At 70.8% G+C, this 21,209-nt stretch carries 16 protein-coding genes and 1 tRNA gene; 10 read left to right on the top strand and 7 right to left on the bottom strand.

What is annotated here, in order from left to right; all coding sequences use genetic code 11:
- Nucleotides 1–117: 117 nt before the first annotated feature.
- From ACF07V_RS10925 to ACF07V_RS10890, 8 genes are all read left to right on the top strand, one after another.
- Nucleotides 118–2,400: an FdhF/YdeP family oxidoreductase gene (locus ACF07V_RS10925; RefSeq protein ID WP_392153131.1), complete on the top strand. Its 2,283-nt coding sequence runs from the start codon at nt 118–120 to the stop codon at nt 2,398–2,400.
- A 62-nt stretch (nt 2,401–2,462) separates the two neighbouring features.
- Nucleotides 2,463–2,966, top strand: a complete 504-nt coding sequence (locus tag ACF07V_RS10920; protein ID WP_392153129.1) for a PaaI family thioesterase — start codon at nt 2,463–2,465, stop codon at nt 2,964–2,966.
- A 209-nt stretch (nt 2,967–3,175) separates the two neighbouring features.
- Nucleotides 3,176–4,060 (top strand): trypsin-like serine protease, encoded by an 885-nt coding sequence (locus tag ACF07V_RS10915; protein ID WP_392153128.1) that lies wholly within the window; start codon nt 3,176–3,178, stop codon nt 4,058–4,060.
- Nucleotides 4,061–4,536: 476 nt separating this feature from the next.
- Entirely contained in the window at nt 4,537–5,769 is a 1,233-nt protein-coding gene (locus ACF07V_RS10910) for an ABC transporter substrate-binding protein (protein ID WP_392153126.1), read from the top strand.
- A gap of 104 nt (nt 5,770–5,873) precedes the next feature.
- Entirely contained in the window at nt 5,874–6,803 is a 930-nt protein-coding gene (locus tag ACF07V_RS10905; protein WP_369143665.1) for a branched-chain amino acid ABC transporter permease, read from the top strand.
- 5 nt (nt 6,804–6,808) lie between these two features.
- The gene (locus tag ACF07V_RS10900; RefSeq protein WP_392153124.1) at nt 6,809–8,638 is read left to right on the top strand and encodes a branched-chain amino acid ABC transporter permease; all 1,830 of its coding nucleotides are present in this window, start codon (nt 6,809–6,811) and stop codon (nt 8,636–8,638) included.
- 3 nt (nt 8,639–8,641) lie between these two features.
- Complete coding sequence (locus ACF07V_RS10895; RefSeq protein WP_392153122.1) at nt 8,642–9,706, top strand: ABC transporter ATP-binding protein; 1,065 nt, start codon at nt 8,642–8,644, stop codon at nt 9,704–9,706.
- Entirely contained in the window at nt 9,703–10,419 is a 717-nt protein-coding gene (locus tag ACF07V_RS10890; RefSeq protein ID WP_392153120.1) for an ABC transporter ATP-binding protein, read from the top strand. Before ACF07V_RS10895 ends, ACF07V_RS10890 begins: the two co-directional genes overlap by 4 nt.
- A gap of 74 nt (nt 10,420–10,493) precedes the next feature.
- Here the strand turns inward: ACF07V_RS10890 and ACF07V_RS10885 are convergent, their stop codons facing one another.
- Nucleotides 10,494–11,147: an ANTAR domain-containing response regulator gene (locus ACF07V_RS10885; protein WP_392153118.1), complete on the bottom strand. Its 654-nt coding sequence runs from the start codon at nt 11,145–11,147 to the stop codon at nt 10,494–10,496.
- A gap of 93 nt (nt 11,148–11,240) precedes the next feature.
- Here ACF07V_RS10885 and ACF07V_RS10880 point away from each other — a divergent pair.
- Nucleotides 11,241–11,324, top strand: a tRNA-Leu gene (locus ACF07V_RS10880).
- 421 nt (nt 11,325–11,745) lie between these two features.
- Here the strand turns inward: ACF07V_RS10880 and pyk are convergent.
- Together pyk and ACF07V_RS10870 are read right to left on the bottom strand one after the other, a co-directional pair.
- Nucleotides 11,746–13,173, bottom strand: a complete 1,428-nt coding sequence (gene pyk, locus ACF07V_RS10875; RefSeq protein ID WP_392153117.1) for a pyruvate kinase — start codon at nt 13,171–13,173, stop codon at nt 11,746–11,748.
- Nucleotides 13,174–13,319: 146 nt separating this feature from the next.
- Entirely contained in the window at nt 13,320–14,003 is a 684-nt protein-coding gene (locus ACF07V_RS10870; RefSeq protein ID WP_392153116.1) for an SIMPL domain-containing protein, read from the bottom strand.
- Between the two features lie 113 nt (nt 14,004–14,116).
- On the opposite strand from ACF07V_RS10870, the gene ACF07V_RS10865 reads away from it, so the two are divergent.
- The gene (locus tag ACF07V_RS10865) at nt 14,117–15,913 is read left to right on the top strand and encodes a bifunctional metallophosphatase/5'-nucleotidase (RefSeq protein WP_392153114.1); all 1,797 of its coding nucleotides are present in this window, start codon (nt 14,117–14,119) and stop codon (nt 15,911–15,913) included.
- Between the two features lie 11 nt (nt 15,914–15,924).
- On the opposite strand, the gene ACF07V_RS10860 is transcribed toward ACF07V_RS10865, so the two are convergent.
- From ACF07V_RS10860 to ACF07V_RS10845, 4 genes are all read right to left on the bottom strand, one after another.
- Nucleotides 15,925–17,337 (bottom strand): lysine N(6)-hydroxylase/L-ornithine N(5)-oxygenase family protein, encoded by a 1,413-nt coding sequence (locus ACF07V_RS10860; RefSeq protein ID WP_392153112.1) that lies wholly within the window; start codon nt 17,335–17,337, stop codon nt 15,925–15,927.
- On the bottom strand, nt 17,334–18,734 hold the full coding sequence (locus tag ACF07V_RS10855; RefSeq protein WP_392153110.1) for a pyridoxal phosphate-dependent decarboxylase family protein: 1,401 nt from the start codon (nt 18,732–18,734) through the stop codon (nt 17,334–17,336). The genes ACF07V_RS10860 and ACF07V_RS10855 overlap by 4 nt, the downstream gene beginning before the upstream one ends.
- Before the next feature lie 418 nt (nt 18,735–19,152).
- Complete coding sequence (locus ACF07V_RS10850) at nt 19,153–20,757, bottom strand: multicopper oxidase family protein (protein ID WP_392153108.1); 1,605 nt, start codon at nt 20,755–20,757, stop codon at nt 19,153–19,155.
- Nucleotides 20,750–21,142, bottom strand: a complete 393-nt coding sequence (locus tag ACF07V_RS10845; RefSeq protein WP_392153106.1) for a hypothetical protein — start codon at nt 21,140–21,142, stop codon at nt 20,750–20,752. Before ACF07V_RS10845 ends, ACF07V_RS10850 begins: the two co-directional genes overlap by 8 nt.
- Between the last annotated feature and the right edge of the window lie 67 nt (nt 21,143–21,209).

The following is a 21,209-nucleotide window of genomic DNA, read 5'->3' as shown; positions in this document are numbered from 1 at the left end:
GATCCTGCCACGGTCCACTGACAATCCCGTCCACAGCGGTCGGGGTGCCGGGTTGTCGGTGCCGCGTGACAGGATCGAAGACGTACGCCACAGGATTACCGCTCAAGGGAGAGCGCGATGGTCAGCAAGCCGCCGGCCGGTGACCCGGTCCAGGACGCACCGCAGGTCACGCCGCCGCAGCACGCCGCAGCAGGCCTGCCCGCCATCGGGCACACCCTGCGGATCGCGCAGGAGCAGATGGGCCTGCGGCGCACCGCGCGGACCCTGCTCAAGGTCAATCAGAAGGACGGCTTCGACTGTCCCGGCTGCGCCTGGCCCGAGGGTGACAAGCGGCATGTGGCGGAGTTCTGCGAGAACGGCGCGAAGGCGGTCGCCGAGGAGGCGACGCTGCGCCGGGTGACCCCGGAGTTCTTCGCGGCCCATCCGGTGGCGGACCTGGCGACCCGCAGCGGGTACTGGCTGGGCCAGCAGGGCCGGATCACTCAGCCGATGCTGCTGCCGGAGGGCGGCGAGCGGTACGAGCCGGTGAGCTGGGAGCGCGCGTTCGCGATCATCGCGGAGGAGCTGCGGGCCCTGGGCTCGCCCGACGAGGCGCTCTTCTACACCTCGGGGCGGACGAGCAACGAGGCGGCGTTCCTGCTGCAGCTCTTCGCCCGCGAGTTCGGCACGAACAATCTGCCGGACTGCTCCAACATGTGCCACGAGTCCTCGGGCTCGGCGCTGACGGAGACGATCGGCATCGGCAAGGGCAGCGTCTCCCTGGAGGACCTGCACCGGGCGGACCTGATCATCGTGGCCGGGCAGAACCCGGGGACGAACCATCCGCGGATGCTCTCGGCCCTGGAGAAGGCGAAGGCGGCGGGCGCGCGGATCATCTCGGTGAACCCGCTTCCGGAGGCCGGCCTGGAGCGCTTCAAGAACCCGCAGACGCCGCAGGGCATGCTCAAGGGCGCGGCGCTCACCGACCTCTTCCTGCAGATCCGGATCGGCGGCGACCAGGCCCTGTTCCGGCTCCTCAACAAGCTGGTCCTGGAGACGGCCGGGGCGGTCGACGAGGAGTTCGTCCGCGAGCACACCCACGGGTACGAGGAGTTCGCGGCGGCGGCGAAGGACGCCGACTGGGAAGACACGCTCGCCGCGACGGGTCTCGACCGTGCCGAGATCGAGCGTGCCCTGGAGATGGTGCTCGCCTCCGAGCGGACGATCGTCTGCTGGGCGATGGGGCTGACCCAGCACAAGCACTCCGTGCCGACCATCCGCGAGGTGGTCAACTTCCTGCTGCTCCGGGGGAACATCGGGCGGCCGGGCGCCGGGGTGTGTCCGGTGCGCGGCCATTCGAACGTGCAGGGCGACCGCACGATGGGCATCTTCGAGCGCCCCGCGCCCGCCTTCCTCGACGCCCTGGACAAGGAGTTCGGGATCGTCTCGCCGCGTCACCACGGTTTCGACGTGGTGCGCTCGATCCAGGCTCTGCGCGACGGCGAGGCGAAGGTGTTCTTCGCGATGGGCGGCAACTTCGTGGGGGCGACGCCCGACACGGAGGTGACGGAGGCGGCCATGCGGAACGCGCGCCTGACCGTGCACGTCTCGACGAAGCTGAACCGCTCGCACGCGGTGACGGGCACGCGCGCGCTGATCCTGCCGACGCTCGGCCGCACCGACAAGGACGTGCAGAAGAGCGGCAAGCAGTTCGTGACGGTCGAGGACTCGATGAGCCTGGTGCACGCCTCCCGGGGCAATCTGCCGCCGGCGAGCCCGCACCTGCTGTCCGAGCCCGCGATCGTGGCGCGGATGGCCCGGGCCGTGCTCGGCGACGGATCGGCCACGCCCTGGGAGGAGTTCGAGGCGGACTACGCCCGGATCCGGGACCGCATCGCGCGCGTGGTGCCCGGTTTCCAGGACTTCAACGCCCGCCTCGCGGCCGATCCGGGCGGCTTCGCGCTGCCGCACGGCCCGCGGGACGAGCGCCGCTTCCCCACGAAGACCGGCAAGGCCAACTTCACGGCCGCCCCCGTCGAGTACCCGAGGGTGCCCGAGGGCCGGCTGCTGCTGCAGACGCTGCGCTCGCACGACCAGTACAACACCACGATCTACGGCCTGGACGACCGCTACCGGGGGATCAAGGGCGGCCGTCGGGTGGTGCTGGTGCACCCGGAGGACGCGGCGGCGTTCGGCCTCGCGGACGGGGCGTACACGGATCTGGTGAGCGAGTGGACGGACGGCACCGAGCGGCGGGCGCCCGGCTTCCGGGTGGTGCACTACCCGACGTCCCGGGGGTGCGCGGCGGCCTACTACCCGGAGACGAACGTCCTGGTGCCGCTGGAGTCGACGGCGGACATCAGCAACACCCCCGCCAGCAAGTCCGTCATCGTGCGTCTGGAACAATCGCAGTCCGCCTAAGCGTTTGCTCAGGCGACCACGATGCGACAAGCAGCCGTACGAAGACGAACGGAGCCGGGCCCATGGGTGAGCAGCAGCACGTGAAGTTCCCGCAGGAGGTCATCGACGAGTACGCGGCGCTCGGCGTCGACCTCCCGGCGCTCTTCTCGGCCGGGCACCTCGGGAACCGGATGGGCGTCCAGATCGTGGAGGCCTCGGCCGAGAAGGTCGTCGGCACGATGCCGGTGGAGGGCAACACCCAGCCGTACGGGCTCCTGCACGGCGGTGCGTCGGCGGTGCTCGCCGAGACGCTGGGCTCCGTCGGCTCGATGCTGCACGGCGGGGTCTCGAAGATCGCCGTCGGCGTCGACCTGAACTGCACCCACCACCGCGGGGTGCGCAGCGGTCTGGTGACCGGTGTGGCGACGCCGGTCCACCGCGGGCGGACCACCGCCACGTACGAGATCGTGATCAGCGACGAGCAGGGCAAGCGGGTGTGCTCGGCGCGGCTGACCTGCCTGCTCCGCGAGGTCACCGCGAAGGACGCGGGCAACCTCCCGGAGGCGGGGACGACCACGGGCGCCTGAGGCAGCCGGGCGGCACTCGCCCGCACGCCGGCGCCCGAGCCGGAAAACGAGCGGCGCGGCGCGGGACGGTTCACCGTCTCGCGCCGCGCCGTTTCCGTCTCAACTCCCGTATCTCCGGAACCTCTTGCTCCACGCGGCCACAGCCGCTTCACTGGCGAACCTCCCCCACAGGAGAACACCCGATCCACTCACACACCGAGGGGTTCTTCGTGACCGCCAGTCGCACCACCTACGCGATGACCACCGCCATCGCCGCCGCCTGCGCCGCCGTGCTCGCCACCGCGATGCCGGCCACGGCGATCAACTCGTACAACGCGACCCCGGCCCCCGAGCGCACCGAGGTCGGCGCGCTCGTCGCGACCTGGGACAACGACGACGACCCGGCGACGCCCGACCGCGTCGACTGGGTCTGCTCGGGCACCATGATCGACGCGGACACCTTCCTGACGGCCGCGCACTGCACCACCGACTGGCCGGCGAACGTCCGCTTCTACGTCTCGCTCGACCAGGACGTCCAGGCCGGCCTGGACCGCGCGGCCGCCGCCCACCCGGGCGACCCGGCCGCCCAGGCCCGGAGCGTGGCCGTCGAGGGCACCGCCCACACCCACCCGGCCTACCCCGGTCCGGCCTCCGACACCCATGACATCTCGGTGATCGAACTGCCGGCGAAGGCCGTGAAGGCCCGCTGGTCCTTCACCCCGGCCTCCCTCCCCCGGGCGGGCGCCCTCGACGCGCTCGGCCCGCAGGGGCTGAAGGACACCTCCTTCCTGGTCGCCGGTTACGGAACCGAGGAGGCGGAGCGCGGCCCGGGCGGGCAGACGCACCCCGGCGGCGGCGTCCGCATGAAGGCGCCGGTCACGTTCGACGCGCTCAACAGCGCCTGGATCCGGCTCGCGATGACCGCGCCCCAGGGGAACGGCGGCGCCTGCTACGGCGACTCGGGCGGCCCCAACTTCGCGACGCTGAGCGGCAGGCGGACCCTGGTGGCCACGACGATCACCGGCGATACGCCGTGCTACGCGACCAATGTGGTCTATCGGCTGGACACTCCCGGTGCGCGTGACTTCCTGAAGCCGTACGTCCAGCTTCCCTGACGTCCCCGGCCCGCCCCGCCCCGCCCGATGTCACTCTCCGTGATCTTCGCACGATGTGGAATCGGGCGGGACGGGCGAGCCGTCTCGTCCGCTCAGGTTTTGGCCGCTGTCCGATATCCGGAGAGTCCGCTGAGCGGACCGTCAGTACCAAGAATCGCTCAAGCCCCTTAGCGGAACTGCACGTTCTCAGTATGTGAACACTGCATTACAGACCCTAATGCCCCGGTTTTTCCATCCGGCGCGCACACTCTTTCCCCCTCGGCATAACAAGACAGTCACATCCTGACCTCGCCGCTCCCCGACCCTCCCCACCTGCGCTTAGAGTCACCGCCAGTCACCGCGCCGCCGGGCGCGTCCTAGTGCACGGCCCTGTACCAACCCCAGTACGGCCCGGCGTTCCAAAACGGCACCCCTCGCTCCGCAGCTTCACGGCACCGCCTCATTCCGAGGGGGCCGCGCCAGGGAAAGGACCCTTCGTGCGAAACCGTTCGTTGCTCATACTCACCACCGCGGTCACCGCGGGAGCGCTCACGCTCACGGCCTGTGGTTCCCGGGACGACAAGGGCGGCGCCGAGAACGGCGACAGCGGCAACGTCACCGTGACCATCGGTCTCGACGCGCCGCTCACGGGTGAGCTGTCCGCCCTCGGCCAGGGCATCAAGAACTCGGCCGACCTCGCGGTCAAGACGGCCAACAAGAAGGGCTACGTCAAGGGCGTGACCTTCAAGCTGGAGTCCCTGGACGACCAGGCGCAGCCCTCCTCCGGCCAGCAGAACGCCACCAAGTTCGTCGCCGACAAGTCCGTCCTCGGCGTCGTCGGCCCGCTGAACTCCGGTGTCGCCGAGTCCATGCAGAAGGTCTTCGACGACGCCAAGCTGGTGCAGGTCTCCCCGGCCAACACCAACCCGGCGCTGTCCCAGGGCCCGAACTGGGCCTCCGGTGACAAGAAGCGCGGCTACAAGTCGTACTTCCGCACCGCCACCACCGACGCCATCCAGGGCCCGTTCGCGGCCCAGTACGTCTTCAACGAGGCCAAGAAGACCAAGGCCTTCATCATCGACGACAAGAAGACCTACGGCGCCGGTCTCGCGGGCACCTTCAAGGGCGAGTTCGAGAAGCTCGGCGGCAAGGTCGTCGGCACGCAGCACATCAACCCGGACACCAAGGACTTCGCCGCGGTCGCCACCCAGGTGAAGAGCTCCGGTGCCGAGGTCGTCTACTACGGTGGCGAGTACCCGGCCGCCGGCCCGCTGGCCAAGCAGATCAAGGCGGCCGGCGCCAAGGTCACCGTCGTCGGTGGCGACGCGATCTTCTCCCCCGAGTACGTGAAGCTCGCCAGCGCGGCCTCGGCCGAGGGCGACTTCGCCACCTCGGTCGGCGCGCCGATCGAGTCCCTCGACTCCGCCAAGGAGTTCCTGGCCAACTACAAGGCCGAGAACTACAAGGAGGCCTACGAGGCCTACGGCGGCTACGCCTACGACTCGACCTGGGCGATCATCGAGGCCGTCAAGAAGGCCGTCGAGGGCAACGGTGGCAAGCTCCCCGAGCGCGCCAAGGTCGTCGAGGCCATGCAGGGCGTCTCCTTCGAGGGTGTGACCGGCTCGGTCGCCTTCGACGAGTTCGGTGACACCACCAACAAGCAGCTCACGGTCTACAAGGTCGAGGGCGGCGCGTTCAAGCCGGTCAAGTCCGGCACCTTCGGCGGCTGATCCTCAGCAGCCCCATCTCTCAGCACCACCTTCACCGCGCGGGGGCGCCACACCAGGCTCCCCGCGCGGTGTCACATCCGTCGAAAGTCTCGGAGGACAATGCGGTGAACGAACTGCCGCAGCAGCTGGTCAACGGCCTGCTACTGGGATCCATGTACGGGCTCGTCGCCGTCGGCTACACGATGGTCTACGGCATCGTCCAGCTCATCAACTTCGCCCATGGCGAGATCTTCATGACCGGCGGCTTCGGGGCGCTCACGGTCTGGCTCATCCTGCCCACCGGCACCACCATGTGGATCGCTCTGCCCCTCATGCTCATCGGTGCCATCCTCGTCGCGACGACGATAGCCGTCGGGGCGGAACGCCTGGCCTACCGCCCGCTGCGCGGTGGCCCCCGCCTCGCCCCGCTCATCACCGCCATCGGTCTCTCGCTCGCCCTCCAGCAGGCCGTGTGGTCGCTGTACCCGGAGGCGAAGTCCGCCCGGACCTTCCCGCAGATCCCCGGCGGCCCGATCGAGCTCGGACCGGTCACCATCCAAACCGGCGACGTGTTCCTCCTGATCGCGGCCCCCGTCTGCATGGCCTTCCTCGCCTTCTTCGTCATGCGCACCCGCACAGGTCGCGGCATGCAGGCCACGGCGCAGGACCCGGACACCGCGAAGCTCATGGGCGTGAACACCGACCGGATCATCGTGATCGCGTTCGCCCTCGGCGCCGCGTTCGCGGCCGTCGGTGCCGTGGCCTACGGCCTCAAGTACGGCGTCGTCGACTTCAAGATGGGCTTCCTCCTCGGCCTGAAGGCCTTCACGGCCGCGGTCCTCGGCGGCATCGGCAACATCTACGGCGCCATGATCGGCGGACTCGTCCTCGGCATCGCCGAGACGATGGCGACGGCCTACATCGCCCACATCCCCGGCATGCAGCAGCTCGGCGGCCAGTCCTGGGCCGACGTCTGGGCCTTCGTACTCCTCATCGTCGTACTCCTCGCCCGGCCACAAGGCCTGCTCGGCGAGCGCGTCGCGGACAGGGCGTGAGCACCATGACCACCATCTCCGAGAACACCACGGCACCCGCGGCACCCGAGCCGACCGCGGCGACCGGCCTCATCGGCTTCATCCCGGCCGGGATCGCCCGCCCGCTCGCCCTCGGCGGCGGCGCCCTCACGGTCGCCGGCTGCTTCCTCGCCTGGACCTGGACCGCCCGCTTCCCGGGCGACCTCACCTTCTACGGCAACCCGGGCGGCCTCCAGCTGCAGGTCCTGGTCACCGGCCTGCTCACCACCCTCTTCGCCCTCTCCTCGTACGGCGTCAAGGGCACCCGCTGGCTGACCCCGGCCGGTGGCGACGGAGCCCTCAAGCTCGCCGCGCTCGCCAACTTCGCGATCGTCTGGTTCACGGTCGGCGCGATCAGCATCGAGCTCGGCGGCCCGATCAACCTCGAGCCGGGCGGCGCGATCGTCGCGCTCACCTCCCTGCTCGCCCTCCTCGGCGCCTTCGCCCTCCCCTTCGAGCGGCCGAAGCTGCTGCCCGTGGACCCCGAGGACACCGGCTGGGACCAGTTCAAGCACCGCTGGAGCAACGGCTGGGCCACCTTCCGGGCCTCCTTCGCCGCCGGTCCGGTGCGCAAGCTGCCCGCGATGAACTCCGCCGTCGAGCTCCTGATCATCACCGGAGTCCTCGCCGTGGCGCTCGGCGTCTTCACCTACGGTGTCGGCACCGAGTACGACGAGCAGTTCCTCGGCTTCCTGATCACGACCGGCCTCGGCTTCGCGGCGGTCAGCAAGTCGGGCCTCATGGCGCAGGCCACGCAGCTCACCGGCAAGCACCAGAACCTGTCCATCGCGGGCGCGTTCACCGCCGCCGCGCTGTTCCCCTTCACCCAGACCGACGACCAGTACGCGACGCTCGGCGTCTACATCCTGATCTTCGCCACGGTCGCCCTGGGCCTGAACATCGTCGTCGGCCTCGCCGGTCTCCTCGACCTCGGTTACGTCGCCTTCCTCGGCGTCGGCGCCTACGCGGCCGCCCTCGTCTCGGGCGCCCCGACCTCGCCGTTCGGCATCCACCTGCCCTTCTGGGCCGCCGTCCTGGTCGGCGCGGCCGCCTCCCTGGTCTTCGGTGTCCTCATCGGCGCCCCGACCCTGCGACTGCGCGGCGACTACCTCGCCATCGTCACCCTCGGTTTCGGTGAGATCTTCCGTATCGCGGTGATGAACGCCGACGGCACCTCCGGCCCCGACATCACCAACGGCTCCAACGGCATCGCGTCCATCCCGAACCTCGACATCCTCGGGTTCGACTTCGGCGCCGAGCACAACATCGCCGGCTTCACCATCGGCCGCTTCGCGAACTACTTCTTCCTGATGCTGCTGATCATGGCGGTCGTCGTGCTGGTCTTCCGGCGCAGCGGCGACTCCCGCATCGGCCGCGCCTGGGTCGCCATCCGCGAGGACGAGACCGCCGCGCTCGCCATGGGCATCAACGGCTTCCGGGTCAAGCTCATCGCCTTCGCGCTCGGCGCCTCGCTCGCCGGCCTCGCCGGCACCGTGCAGGCCCACGTCACCTACACGGTGACCCCGGAGCAGTACGTCTTCGCCGGTCCCATCCCGCCCAACTCCGCCTTCCTGCTCGCGGCCGTCGTCCTCGGCGGCATGGGCACCATGAGCGGTCCGCTGGTCGGCGCGTCCCTGCTCTTCCTCATCCCCAACAAGCTCCAGTTCATGGGCGAATACCAGCTGCTCGCCTTCGGCGTCGCGCTGATCCTGCTCATGCGCTTCCGCCCGGAGGGCATGATCGCCAACCGGCGCAACCAGCTGGAGTTCCACGAGAAGGACGAGACGCCCGCCACGCTCGCCAAGGCAGGTGCCTGAACCATGACGACCACCACCAACAAGGCCGAGGCCACCACCGAGCCGGCCGCCCGCGAGACCGTGCTCGACGCGCGCGGGGTCACCATGCGGTTCGGCGGCCTCACCGCCGTACGCGATGTGAACCTCACCGTGAACAGCGGCGAGATCGTCGGTCTCATCGGCCCCAACGGCGCCGGCAAGACCACCTTCTTCAACTGCCTCACCGGTCTCTACATCCCGACCGAGGGCGAGGTCCGCTACAAGGGCCAGGTCCTCCCGCCGAAGTCGTTCAAGGTCACCGCGGCCGGTATCGCGCGCACCTTCCAGAACATCCGTCTCTTCGGCAACATGACGGTCCTGGAGAACGTCCTCGTCGGACGCCACACCCGCACCAAGGAGGGCCTCTGGTCGGCCCTGCTCCGCGGCCCCGGCTTCAAGAAGGCCGAGGCGGCCTCCGAGAAGCGGGCCATGGAGCTCCTGGAGTTCATCGGCCTCCAGGACAAGGCGCAGCACCTCGCCAAGAACCTCCCGTACGGAGAGCAGCGCAAGCTGGAGATCGCCCGCGCCCTCGCGAGCGACCCCGGTCTGATCCTGCTCGACGAGCCCACCGCGGGCATGAACCCGCAGGAGACGCGGGCGGCGGAGGAACTCATCTTCGCCATCCGGGACATGGGCATCGCCGTGCTCGTCATCGAGCACGACATGCGGTTCATCTTCAACCTCTGCGACCGGGTCGCCGTGCTCGTCCAGGGCCAGAAGCTGATCGAGGGCGACAGCGCGACCGTCCAGGGTGACGAGCGGGTCATCGCCGCGTACCTGGGCGAGCCCGTCGAGGCGGACGCGGCCCCGGCCGCTGCCGATGCCGCTGCCGCTGAGGAGACCTCGGAGGAAGGCGCGGAGACCCCCGAGGCCCCTGCCGACGAGAACCCGGCGGCCGAAGAGGACGCCGAGACCTCCGAGGACGACGAGACGCCCGAGGCTCCCGCCGACGACGAGACGCCCGAGGCTCCCGCCGACGACGAGAGCGCCGAAGAGCCCTCGGAGGGCACCCCGCACGACCCTGCTTCGGGCAAGGAGAACGACGCATGACCGCACTGCTCGAAGTCGAGGACCTGCGCGTCGCCTACGGAAAGATCGAGGCCGTCAAGGGCATCTCCTTCTCCGTCGACGCCGGTGAGGTCGTCACCCTCATCGGTACCAACGGCGCCGGGAAGACCACCACCCTGCGGACCCTCTCCGGGCTCCTCAAGCCGGTCGGCGGCCAGATCAAGTTCGAGGGCAAGTCCCTCCGCAAGATCCCCGCGCACAAGATCGTCTCGCTGGGTCTGGCCCACTCCCCCGAGGGCCGGCACATCTTCCCCCGGATGACGATCGAGGAGAACCTCCTCCTCGGCGCCTTCCTCCGGAAGGACACCGCGGGCATCGCCAAGGACGTCCAGCGCGCCTACGACCTCTTCCCGATCCTGGGCGAGCGTCGCAAGCAGGCCGCGGGCACGCTCTCCGGCGGTGAGCAGCAGATGCTCGCCATGGGCAGGGCGCTGATGTCCCAGCCGAAGCTGCTCATGCTCGACGAGCCCTCGATGGGTCTCTCGCCGATCATGATGCAGAAGATCATGGCGACGATCGCCGAGCTGAAGGCCCAGGGCACCACGATCCTGCTCGTCGAGCAGAACGCCCAGGCCGCGCTCGCCCTGGCGGACCACGGTCACGTCATGGAGATCGGCAAGATCGTGCTCTCGGGCACGGGGCAGAACCTGCTCCACGACGAGTCCGTCCGCAAGGCGTACCTCGGCGAGGACTGAGCCCCACGAACCGAAGGCCCGCCCCACAAGGTCGTGGGGCGGGCCTTCTCGTGTACGGAGCGGGGGGGGGGCGGTTACTGCCCCTTGGCCGCCTTCTTCTCCTCGGCGTCCTCGATGACGGCCTCGGCGACCTGCTGCATCGACATGCGGCGGTCCATCGAGGTCTTCTGGATCCAGCGGAAGGCCGCCGGCTCCGTCAGGCCGTACTGGGTCTGCAGGATCGACTTGGCGCGGTCGACGAGCTTGCGGGTCTCCAGGCGCTGGGAGAGGTCGGCGACCTCCTTCTCCAGGGCGCGGAGCTCGGCGAAGCGGGAGACGGCCATCTCGATGGCCGGGACCACGTCGCTCTTGCTGAACGGCTTCACCAGGTACGCCATGGCGCCGGCGTCTCGGGCCCGCTCGACGAGCTCGCGCTGCGAGAAGGCGGTCAGCATGAGGACCGGGGCGATGGACTCGCCGGCGATCTTCTCGGCGGCCGAGATGCCGTCGAGGACGGGCATCTTCACGTCGAGGATGACGAGGTCGGGGCGGTGCTCGCGGGCGAGCTCGACGGCCCGCTGGCCGTCTCCGGCCTCGCCGACGACCGTGTAGCCCTCTTCTTCCAGCATCTCTTTGAGGTCGAGGCGGATGAGGGCCTCGTCCTCGGCGATGACGACGCGGGTCGTCAGCGGCGGGACGTGCGACGCCGCGGCGTCGTCGGCGGGCTGGGGCGACTCGGGGGCGGTCACGGGAGCTCCTCGTTGCGGGGCAGTGCGCTGCATGAAGAAGCCTACCTAGCCACCAGACAGACCGGTGACCGGGTACACTCCGATTGGCAGCCTGCCGGGTTGGCGAAATCGGCAAACGCGGAAGCCTCAAAAGCTTTTGCCCGTAAGGGCTTGCGGGTTCAAGTCCCGCACCCGGCACCGATCAAGAAGCGGACGTTCGCCTTCGCGTGAATGTCCGCTTTTTGCTGCGCAAGGCGATGGATCGTTGCGCAGAGTGATCGCATGAAGCGCGGCGAGTGCCCAGGCAGGCGCAGCCCCTTGTGTCCACAGTGCGACGGCCGCGAGCTCGACAAAGTCGCGTAGGCCCGTCTTCTCGGGTTGTACCTCGGTGACGGGCACATCAGCCGGCCCCAGCAGCACCGGGTTCCGGCGATACGAGTATCCCCGCTACTTCTTCACCAATACCTCGGAAGACATCGTGCGGCTGTACACCGACACGCTGGAGCGTGTCGGTGTGGCAGGGCGGAGTCGGCGCCGAGCGGCGGGGGCACGGGATGTCTCCGTGGCAAGGCGTGATGCCGTCGCCCTCATGGACGCGCACGTGGGGCCCAAGCACTGACTACGTCAGCGACTCACCGATGTGGTGGACGCGGACCAGGTTCGTCGAGCCCGCGACGCCCGGCGGGGAGCCCGCCGTGATGACCACGATGTCGCCCGGCCGGCAGCGGCCGATCCGCAGCAGCTCCTCGTCGACCTGGGCCACCATCGCGTCCGTGGAGTCCACGTGCGGACCGAGGAAGGTCTCGACACCCCAGGTCAGATTGAGCTGGGAGCGGGTCGCCGGGTCCGGCGTGAAGGCGAGCAGCGGGATCGGCGAGCGGTAGCGGGAGAGCCGCTTGACCGTGTCGCCGGACTGGGTGAACGCCACCAGGAACTTGGCGCCCAGGAAGTCACCCATCTCGGCGGCCGCGCGGGCCACGGCACCGCCCTGGGTGCGGGGCTTGTTCCGCTCGGTGAGCGGCGGGAGGCCCTTGGCGAGGATGTCCTCCTCCGCGGCCTCGACGATCCGGCTCATGGTGCGGACCGTCTCGATCGGGTAGCGGCCGACGCTGGTCTCGCCGGAGAGCATCACGGCGTCGGTGCCGTCGATGACCGCGTTCGCCACGTCGCTCGCCTCGGCGCGCGTGGGGCGGGAGTTGTCGATCATCGAGTCGAGCATCTGGGTGGCGACGATGACCGGCTTGGCGTTGCGCTTGGCCAGCTTCACGGCGCGCTTCTGGACGATCGGCACCTGCTCCAGCGGCATCTCGACGCCCAGGTCGCCGCGGGCGACCATGATGCCGTCGAAGGCGGCGACGATCTCCTCGATGTTCTCGACGGCCTGCGGCTTCTCGATCTTGGCGATGACGGGGAGCCGGCGGCCCTCCTCGTCCATGATCCGGTGCACGTCGTCGATGTCGCGGGCACTGCGGACGAAGGAGAGGGCGATGACGTCGGCGCCAGTGCGCAGCGCCCAGCGCAGGTCCTCGATGTCCTTCTCGGAGAGGGCGGGGACGGAGACGGCGACCCCGGGCAGGTTGAGGCCCTTGTGGTCGGAGACCATGCCGCCCTCGATCACGCGGGTGTGCACGCGGGGGCCGTCGACGGAGGTGACCTCCAGGGTGACGCGGCCGTCGTCGACGAGGACGCGCTCGCCCGGGGTCACGTCCCCGGCGAGGCCGGCGTAGGTCGTCCCGCAGCCGTGGCGGTCGCCCTCCCTCGGCTCGACGGTGATGGTGAACTCGTCGCCGCGTTCAAGGAGTACGGGACCTTCGCGGAAGCGGCCGAGGCGGATCTTCGGGCCTTGAAGGTCGGCGAGGACGCCGACGCTGCGGCCGGTCTCGTCGGCGGCTTTGCGGACGCGCTGGTAGCGCTCCTCGTGCTCGGCGTAGCTGCCGTGGCTGAGGTTGAAGCGGGCCACGTCCATTCCGGCCTCGATCAACGCCTTGATCTGGTCGTATGTTTCGGTGGCGGGCCCAAGGGTACAAACGATTTTCGCTCGGCGCATGAGTCGAGCCTAGGCCTTACCGATCGGTAGGAAATTGGCTCGGCATGACGACCCAACAACCTTTCCGTGAAAGGTTGTTGACAAGACTTGAATCTGTGCGCCGGGCTGCTCCGATGAGCGGATCAGGGACCGAAAAACCGTTCGTCTCAGAGTGCGGGCGGGGTCATCGTGAACCGCGCGACGACCTCGGCCGTGACCGTCTGGCGCTGCGGTTCGAGGTCGAGCGGCGGCGCCTCGCCGGCCGCCTCCGCCGAGTACGCCACGGCCGCCGCGCCGAAGCCGGAACGCCTCGGCCTCAGCGGCTCCGCGAGTCCGGCGTCCGACAGTTCGAGGAGTGAGTCGAGCGAGGCGCCGAGCGCCGCCGCGTAGGCCCGGGCCCGCTGCACCGCCTCCTCGACCGCGCGCCGGCGTGCCTCCGCGTACGCCGGGGAGGCCGGCCGCAGGTCCCACCACGGGCCGTCGACGCTCGTCATCTCCAGGTCGGCGAGCCGCGTCACCAGCTCGCCGAGGGCGGTGAAGTCGGTCAGCTCGACCGTGACCCGCACCCGGCCCGTATAGGCGTGCACCCGCTCCCCGCGCCCCTTCCGGGTCAGCTCCGGGGAGAGCGAGAAGCTGCCCGTCTCCAGCTTCTCGACCGCGTCGCCGAGCGCCTTCACCAGGTCGAGCACCCGCGCGTTGCGCCGGGTGAGGTCGGCGAGCGTCTCCGCGCGGTCCGTACCCCGGGCGGAGACCGTCACCCAGATCCGGGCGAACTCCGGCTCGACCTCCAGGCGTCCTTCGCCACGGACCGTCACCTGGGGTGCGTCGGGGGTGGGGTGTGGATGTGTCATACCGAACACTTTCCCACTCCGTAACCCGGAAGGTCTGTTGCGACGGTGCGGTCTGAGCCAGAATCTACGCGCGTTGTGCGCCATGGCAGGCGCCGAATCAAGGGGAGAAACACATGCCGCTGAACCGCCGGGCCTTCTTGGAGAGCTCCGCCGCCGTCGGAGCCGGAGTCGCTCTCACCGCCGGGGTCGCCGCCCCCGCCGAGGCCCACCAGGCAGGCCCCCGGCCGGCCAAGCGGTACTCGTTCACCGTGATGGGCACCACCGACCTGCACGGAAACGTCTTCAACTGGGACTACTTCACGGACAAGGAGTTCGACGACAAGGCGCACAACGACGTCGGCCTCGCCAAGATCTCCACCCTGGTGAACCAGGTGCGCGCGGAGAAGGGCGAGGAGAACACGCTCCTCATCGACGCCGGCGACACCATCCAGGGCACCCAGCTGTCCTACTACTACGCCAAGGTCGACCCGATCACGCAGACCGGCGGCCCCGTCCACCCCATGGCCCAGGCCATGAACGCCATCGGCTACGACGCCGCCGCGCTCGGCAACCACGAGTTCAACTACGGCATCCCGGTGCTCCGGAAGTTCGAGGAGCAGTGCGACTTCCCGCTGCTCGGCGCCAACGCGCTCGACGCCAAGACCCTGCGCCCGGCCTTCGCGCCGTACAGCATGCACTGTCTGCGCACCCCGCACGGCAGGGACGTCAAGGTCGCGGTCCTGGGCCTGACCAACCCGGGCATCGCCATCTGGGACAAGGCGAACGTCACCGGCAAGATGGTCTTCCCCGGCCTGGAGGAGCAGGCGGCCAAGTGGGTGCCGAAGCTGCGCTCCATGGGCGCCGACGTCGTGGTCGTCTCGGCGCACTCCGGCTCCTCCGGCACCTCCTCGTACGGTGACCAGCTCCCGTACATCGAGAACGCCGCCGGGCTCGTCGCCGAGCAGGTGCCGGGCATCGACGCGATCCTCGTCGGCCACGCGCACACCGAGATCCCCGAGTACCGGGTGAAGAACAAGGAGACGGGCAAGGACGTCGTCCTGTCCGAGCCGCTGAAGTGGGGCCAGCGCCTCACCCTCTTCTCCTTCGACCTGGTGTGGGAGAAGGGCCGCTGGGTGGTCGAGAAGGCCGGCGCGCAGGTCCTCAACTCCAACACGGTCGCCGAGGACCCGGAGATCACCGGACTGCTCGCGGACGAGCACAAGAAGGTCGTCGCGTACGTCAACCAGGTCATCGGCACCTCCACGGCGGCCATGACCACGACCGACGCGCCGTGGAAGGACGAGCCGATCATCGACCTGATCAACGTCGTCCAGGCCGAGACGGTGAAGGCGGCCCTCGCGGGCGGCGCGTACGCCGGACTTCCGGTGCTCTCGCAGGCCTCCTGCTTCTCCCGCACGGCCCGGATCCCGGCCGGCGAGATCAGCATCAAGGACGCCGCCGGCCTCTACCCCTTCGAGAACACCCTGGAGGCCCGTCTGATGACGGGCGCCCAGCTGAAGGACTACCTGGAGTACTCGGCGAAGTACTACGTCCAGACCCCGGCGGGCGCGCCCGTCGACACCGCGAAGCTCACGAACGCGGACAGCACGCCGGACTACAACTACGACGCCGTGTCGGGTCTGACCTACGACATCGACATCGCCAAGCCGGCCGGCTCCCGGATCACCGGCCTGTCCTTCCAGGGCAAGCCGCTCGACCCGGCCGCGCAGTTCGTCCTCGCGGTCAACAACTACCGCGCCTCCGGCGGCGGCGCGTTCCCGCACGTGGCCAAGGCCCAGCAGCTGTGGGCGAACTCGGACGAGATCCGCAACACCATCATCCAGTGGGTGAAGGCCAAGGGGACGGTCGACACGGGCACCTTCGCGTCGGTGGACTGGAAGCTGACCCGGGACGGCGTGCCGGTCTTCTAGTCCGTACGCTCCTACTGCTGCACGAGAGGCGTCAGCTTCCGGTCCTGGGCCGGGATGCTCGGCGCCTCTCGCGTCTCCAGGCCGAAGCTGGTGAAGGCGGTGCGGCGCGGCAGCGGGTACGGATCCTTGCCGGTGACCGAGTTGAGGATGGTCGCGCTGCGCCAGGCCGCGAGGCCCAGATCGGGGGCCCCGACGCCATGGGTGTGGCGCTCGGCGTTCTGGACGTACACCGAGCCGGTGACGGAGGGGTCGAGGACCAGCCGGTACCGCTCGTCGACCCGCGCCCGCCCGGCGGAGTCGTGCCGCAGGTACGGGTCGAGCCCGGCGAGCATCCGGTCCACCGGGCGCTCCCGGTAGCCGGTCGCGAGGACCACGGCGTCGGTGGTGAGCCGCGAGCGGGTGGACTGCTGCACATGCTCCAGGTGCAGTTCGACCTGGGTGGTGGCGACCCGGCCCGCGGTGCGGACCCGGACGCCGGGGGTGATGACGGCGTCGGGCCAGCCGCCGTGCAGGGTGCGCCGGTAGAGCTCGTCGTGGATGGCGGCGATGGTGTCCGCGTCGATGCCCTTGTGCAACTGCCACTGCCGGGGCACGAGTTCACCGCGCACCGGCTCGGGCAGGGCGTGGAAGTAGCGGGTGTAGTCGGGGGTGAAGTGCTCCAGGCCCAGCTTGGAGTACTCCATGGGGGCGAAGGCCTCGGTGCGGGCCAGCCAGTGGAGGCGCTCGGCCCCGGCGGGACGGGCGCGGAGCAGGTCGAGGAAGACCTCGGCACCCGACTGGCCGGAGCCGATGACGGTGACGTGCCCGGCCCGCAGGAGCGTCTCGCGGTGGGTGAGGTAGTCGGCGGAGTGGATCACCGGGACGCCGGGGGCGTCGGTGAGCGGGCGGAGCGGCTCGGGGACGTACGGCTCGGTGCCGACGCCCAGGACAACGTTCCGGGTGTAGGCGCGGCCCAGGGCCTCCGCCTCGCCCTCCGGGTCGACCTGGGTGAAGTCCACCTCGAAGAGGCGGCGCTCGGGGTTCCAGCGGACGGAGTCGACCTGGTGGCCGAAGTGCAGGCCGGGGAGCCGCTCGCTGACCCAGCGGCAGTAGGCGTCGTACTCGGCGCGCTGGATGTGGAACTTCTCGGCGAAGTAGAAGGGGAAGAGGCGCTCACGGCTCTTCAGGTAGTTGAGGAAGGTCCAGGGGCTGGCCGGGTCGGCGAGGGTCACCAGGTCGGCCAGGAAGGGGACCTGGAGGGTGGCGCCGTCGAGGAGGAGCCCCGGGTGCCAGTGGAAGGCCGGCCGCTGCTCGTAGAACGTGGCGGCGAGGCCTCCGGGGACGCCGTGCGCGAGGGCGGCGAGCGAGAGGTTGAAGGGGCCGATGCCGACGCCCACCAGGTCGTGGGGTTGGTCGAGGTCCTGCTGGGGGGTGCTGCCGGTCATCGGTGCGCGCTGCCTTCCACGAGGGTGAGGATCTCTGCGAGATCTCCGGGGGTGGTGTGGGGGTTGAGCAGGGTGGCCTTGAGCCAGAGGCGGCCGTCGGCCCTCGCCCGGCCGAGGACGGCGCGGCCCCCGGCGAGCAGGGTGCGGCGGATCGCCGCGACGGCCTCGTCGTCGGCGCCGGTGGGCCGGAAGAGGACGGTGGTGAGCGTCGGGCGACCCTTGAGGTCGAGACCGGGGGCCTTCTCCACCAGACCGGCGAGGTCCTGGGCGAGGTCCATGCACCGGTCGACGAGCGCGCCGAGGCCCGTGCGGCCGAGGGCCCGGAGGGTCACGGCGGTCTTGAGGACGTCGGGGCGGCGGGTGGTGCGCAGGGAGCGGCCGAGGAGATCGGGGAGACCGGCCTCCGTGTCGTCGTCGGCGTTGAGGTAGTCGGCGGTGTGGCCGAGGACGGCGAGATCGGCGGTGTCGCGTACGGCGAGGAGTCCCGCGGCGGCCGGCTGCCAGCCGAGTTTGTGCAGGTCGACGGTGACGGTACGGGCCCGGTCGAGGCCGTCGAGGAGCCGGCGGTGGGTACGGCTGAACAGGACGGGCCCGCCGTACGCGGCGTCGACGTGCAGCTCGGCGCCGGAGCGGGAGCCGGAGCGGGAGCCGGAGCCGTGGGCCGCGCAGACCTCGGCGATCGCGGGGAGCGGGTCGATCAGGCCCTCGTCCGTGGTGCCGGCGGTGGCGGCGACGAGCACGGGCCCCGTCTCCCCGTCCAGGACCTCGGCCAGGGCCGCCGGGTCCATGACCCCCGTCGGGGTGGGCACGGCGACCGGCTCCCGCAGGCCCAGGAGCCACGCGGAACGGCGGAAGGAATGGTGGGCGTTGGCGCCGACGACGATCCGCAGTCCGGCTCCGTGCCGCTCCCGGGCGAGGAGCAGGGCCAGCTGATTCGACTCGGTGCCGCCGGTGGTGACCAGGGCGTCGGGCTGCGTCGCGTCCGGGAAGACCTCGGCGGCCAGGGCCGCCGTGACCTCGGCCTCCAGGGCGGAGGCCGCGGGCGCCTGGTCCCAGGAGTCCATGGACGGATTGAGCGCGGAGGCGGCCAGATCGGCCGCCGCGGCGAGCGCGAGGGGCGGGGTGTGGAGATGGGCGGCGCAGAGGGGGTGGGCGGGGTCGGCGGCGCCCTCCGCGAGAGCCCGCACGAGGGTACGGAGGGCCTCGTCGGGTCCCGTACCGGTGTCGGGGAGTACGGCTCCGAGCTCCGCGAGCCGACGGGCCACGGCCTCCGGGCCACCCGCCGGCAGGGGGCCGCCCCTGACCTGCGCCCCTTCCCGGAGGGCGTCGAGGGCCGTGCCGAGGAGCCGGCTCAGAGCGGTGGCGTCGGCGGCGAGGGGCGGGGGTGCGGCACGCATGGACGACAGGGTGCCGGGCCCTGCGGGGTGCTGTCCGGGGAGTACGCGGACGTGACCCGAACGGGGGACGCGGGAGGGGGTGACCCGAGCCGCCTTGCTGGGCGGCGCCCCGGTCCGTGCGGGCCCGCGCCCTGGAGGGCGGTGCCCGGGCCCGCCGCCGTGTGGGCAAGCGTCCCGCAGGGGCGGGACGGGTGGGCACACGGGACGGCGCCCTCCAGCGGCGCCTCCGCGTTCCGCGCCTGGGCCCGCACCACGTTGTGCGCCGTACCTGCCGGTGCGGGTTCAGGCGCGGGAGCCTCTGGCGCCGGCAGGCGCGGGTCCGTTGTGCCCACCCGTTCCGCCCCAGCGGAACGATTGCCCACAACGGGGGCGGGTGGGCGCCGCCCGAGTGGAACGGGTGGGCGCAACGGGGTGGGCGTCAGGTCACCTCGATGTTGGCCATCATGCCCATGTCCTCGTGTTCCGCATTGTGGCAGTGGAAGAGGTAGCGGCCCCGATGGCCCTCCCACCGCGTGATGATCTCCGCCGACTCCCCCGGCCGGAGGGACACCGTGTCCTTCAGGCCCGCGTCGTGCGGCAGCGGCGCCCCGCCGCCCCTGGACAGGATGCGGAAGCCCGTCAGGTGGAGGTGCACGGGGTGGTGGACGTCCGCGACCAGGCGCCAGATCTCCACGTCGCCCAGGCGGACCGTCACGTCCGGGCGGGCCGGGTCGAAGGGGCGGCCGCCGATCAGCCAGCCGTGCCGGTCGTCCTCGCCCATGCGTCCCGCGCGGAAGGAGAAGTCGCGGACCCGGACCGCCTCCGAGCGCCGCCACCTCGGCAGGTCGGTCGACAGGACGGCCGGGACCCGACTGTCGTCGGCCGCCTTGCGCGCGACCCTGAAGGCCATCACGTCACGGGTACGGCCGGAGCCCAGACGGTTGACGAGCTTCACCAGGCTGCCGACCGGGACGTGGGCGAAGTCGACGACCACGTCGTAGCGTTCGGCGGGTGCGACCGGCAGGGACCGGAGGGTGACCGGCCCGGCGAGCAGGCCCTGGTCCGCGCCGATCTGGACGAGGTCGAGCCTGCGCCCGTCCTCGGTGACCGCTTCGAGCTCGTAGTGCCGGGCGTTCGACGCGTTCAGGAGGCGCAGCCGGTGGCGGGCCGCGTCGACCTCGTGCACGGGCCAGGGGGCGCCGTTGACGAGGACGACGTCGCCGAGGACGCCGGCCAGGTAGGGCTCGCGGACGCCCGGGCTGCCCCGCAGCGTGGGGTCCAGGGACGGGTAGTCGAGGCTGCCGTCGGCGGCGAAGGAACGGTCCGCGATCATCAGCGGCAGTTCACGCGGCCCGGACGGCAGTCCGAGGGCCTCCTCGGCGTCGTCGCGCACGAGGTGCAGTCCGGCGAGGCCCCGCCAGATCGCCGGGGCGGTGAAGTCCATCCGGTGGTCGTGGTACCAGAGCAGCGTCGGCCGCTGGTCCAGCGGGAAGGTGTAGTCCCGGGTGAGTTCGGTGGTCACCGCCCGGGGGTCGTGCATGACGTGACCCGATCCGTGTCCCCCGTGGCCGCCGCTTCTCCCGTGGCCGCCGCTCCAGCCCTCCGGCAGCACCAGGTCCGTCGGGTAGCCGTCCGACGCCGCGGGGGTGCGTCCGCCGTGCAGGTGCACGACCGTCGGCACGGGCAGTTCGTTGCGGTGGGAGACCGTGACCGGGCGGCCGCGCCGCGACTCGATCGTGGGACCGGGGAAGGTGCCCCCGTACGTCCACAGCCGTGTCCGTACGCCGGGCAGGATCTCCGCCGTCACCTCGCGCTGGACGATCTCGTAGCGGTCCACGCCGCCCGACGTGGCGACCGGCGCGAGGACCGCCGGGAGCGGCAGCGGCACCCGGAACGGGCCCGGCAGCGGTACCCCGCTGCGGAGTTCCGCACCCGTGGCCGCCGGTCGGCGGGACAGTCCGGCCGCGGCCGTCAGACCGCCGGCCGCCATGAGGCCGAGCGCCCCGCCGACGGCCAGGACCCGGCGTCTCGTCGGGTCAGGCATCGACGGCCTCCCGCCCGGTGGCCTCCCGGCGCTCCAGCGGCCGCAGCCACACCGCGGTGAACAGCACGACGACGGCCGCGACGGTGAACACGCCCAGCGGAATGTGCAGCCACAGCGCCCCGGCCGTCCCCGCGAAGTACTGCGCGGTCTCGGCGACCGCGAGCGCCAGCGTGACGGAGAACGGCCAGGAGCGGCGCAGCCGCGCCCAGACCACGATCGCGACGACGAGCTGGACGAGGCAGAGCGAGGTGACGACGTCGGCGCCCGCCCCGTGCATGCCGAGGCCGTCGAAGTCGCCGCTCAGATAGACGCCGGCGAACACCGGCTGGCCGAAGACCGCCACCACGTGCGCCGTGACGACGGCCCGCCACACGCCTCCCAACATGACGTGCCTTCCCCCTTGTTGTCGGTGCGGGAACGCTCACGACGCTATGACCCGGCCGATACCCTGT

It is taken from the genome of Streptomyces sp. NPDC015661, assembly GCF_043077765.1.
GTDB lineage: Bacteria > Actinomycetota > Actinomycetes > Streptomycetales > Streptomycetaceae > Streptomyces.
This window is presented reverse-complemented; position numbering and strand designations above follow the sequence as displayed.

Bases quoted from the DNA above. Each gene is read 5' to 3' on its own strand.
- ACF07V_RS10900 (WP_392153124.1), top strand. From the start codon at position 6,809: ATGACCACCATCTCCGAGAACACCACGGCACCCGCGGCACCCGAGCCG.
- ACF07V_RS10895 (WP_392153122.1), top strand. From the start codon at position 8,642: ATGACGACCACCACCAACAAGGCCGAGGCCACCACCGAGCCGGCCGCC.
- ACF07V_RS10845 (WP_392153106.1), bottom strand. From the start codon at position 21,142: ATGTTGGGAGGCGTGTGGCGGGCCGTCGTCACGGCGCACGTGGTGGCG.
- ACF07V_RS10850 (WP_392153108.1), bottom strand. From the start codon at position 20,757: ATGCCTGACCCGACGAGACGCCGGGTCCTGGCCGTCGGCGGGGCGCTC.
- ACF07V_RS10890 (WP_392153120.1), top strand. From the start codon at position 9,703: ATGACCGCACTGCTCGAAGTCGAGGACCTGCGCGTCGCCTACGGAAAG.
- ACF07V_RS10855 (WP_392153110.1), bottom strand. From the start codon at position 18,734: ATGCGTGCCGCACCCCCGCCCCTCGCCGCCGACGCCACCGCTCTGAGC.
- ACF07V_RS10865 (WP_392153114.1), top strand. From the start codon at position 14,117: ATGCCGCTGAACCGCCGGGCCTTCTTGGAGAGCTCCGCCGCCGTCGGA.
- ACF07V_RS10870 (WP_392153116.1), bottom strand. From the start codon at position 14,003: ATGACACATCCACACCCCACCCCCGACGCACCCCAGGTGACGGTCCGT.
- pyk (WP_392153117.1), bottom strand. From the start codon at position 13,173: ATGCGCCGAGCGAAAATCGTTTGTACCCTTGGGCCCGCCACCGAAACA.
- ACF07V_RS10920 (WP_392153129.1), top strand. From the start codon at position 2,463: ATGGGTGAGCAGCAGCACGTGAAGTTCCCGCAGGAGGTCATCGACGAG.
- ACF07V_RS10860 (WP_392153112.1), bottom strand. From the start codon at position 17,337: ATGACCGGCAGCACCCCCCAGCAGGACCTCGACCAACCCCACGACCTG.
- ACF07V_RS10925 (WP_392153131.1), top strand. From the start codon at position 118: ATGGTCAGCAAGCCGCCGGCCGGTGACCCGGTCCAGGACGCACCGCAG.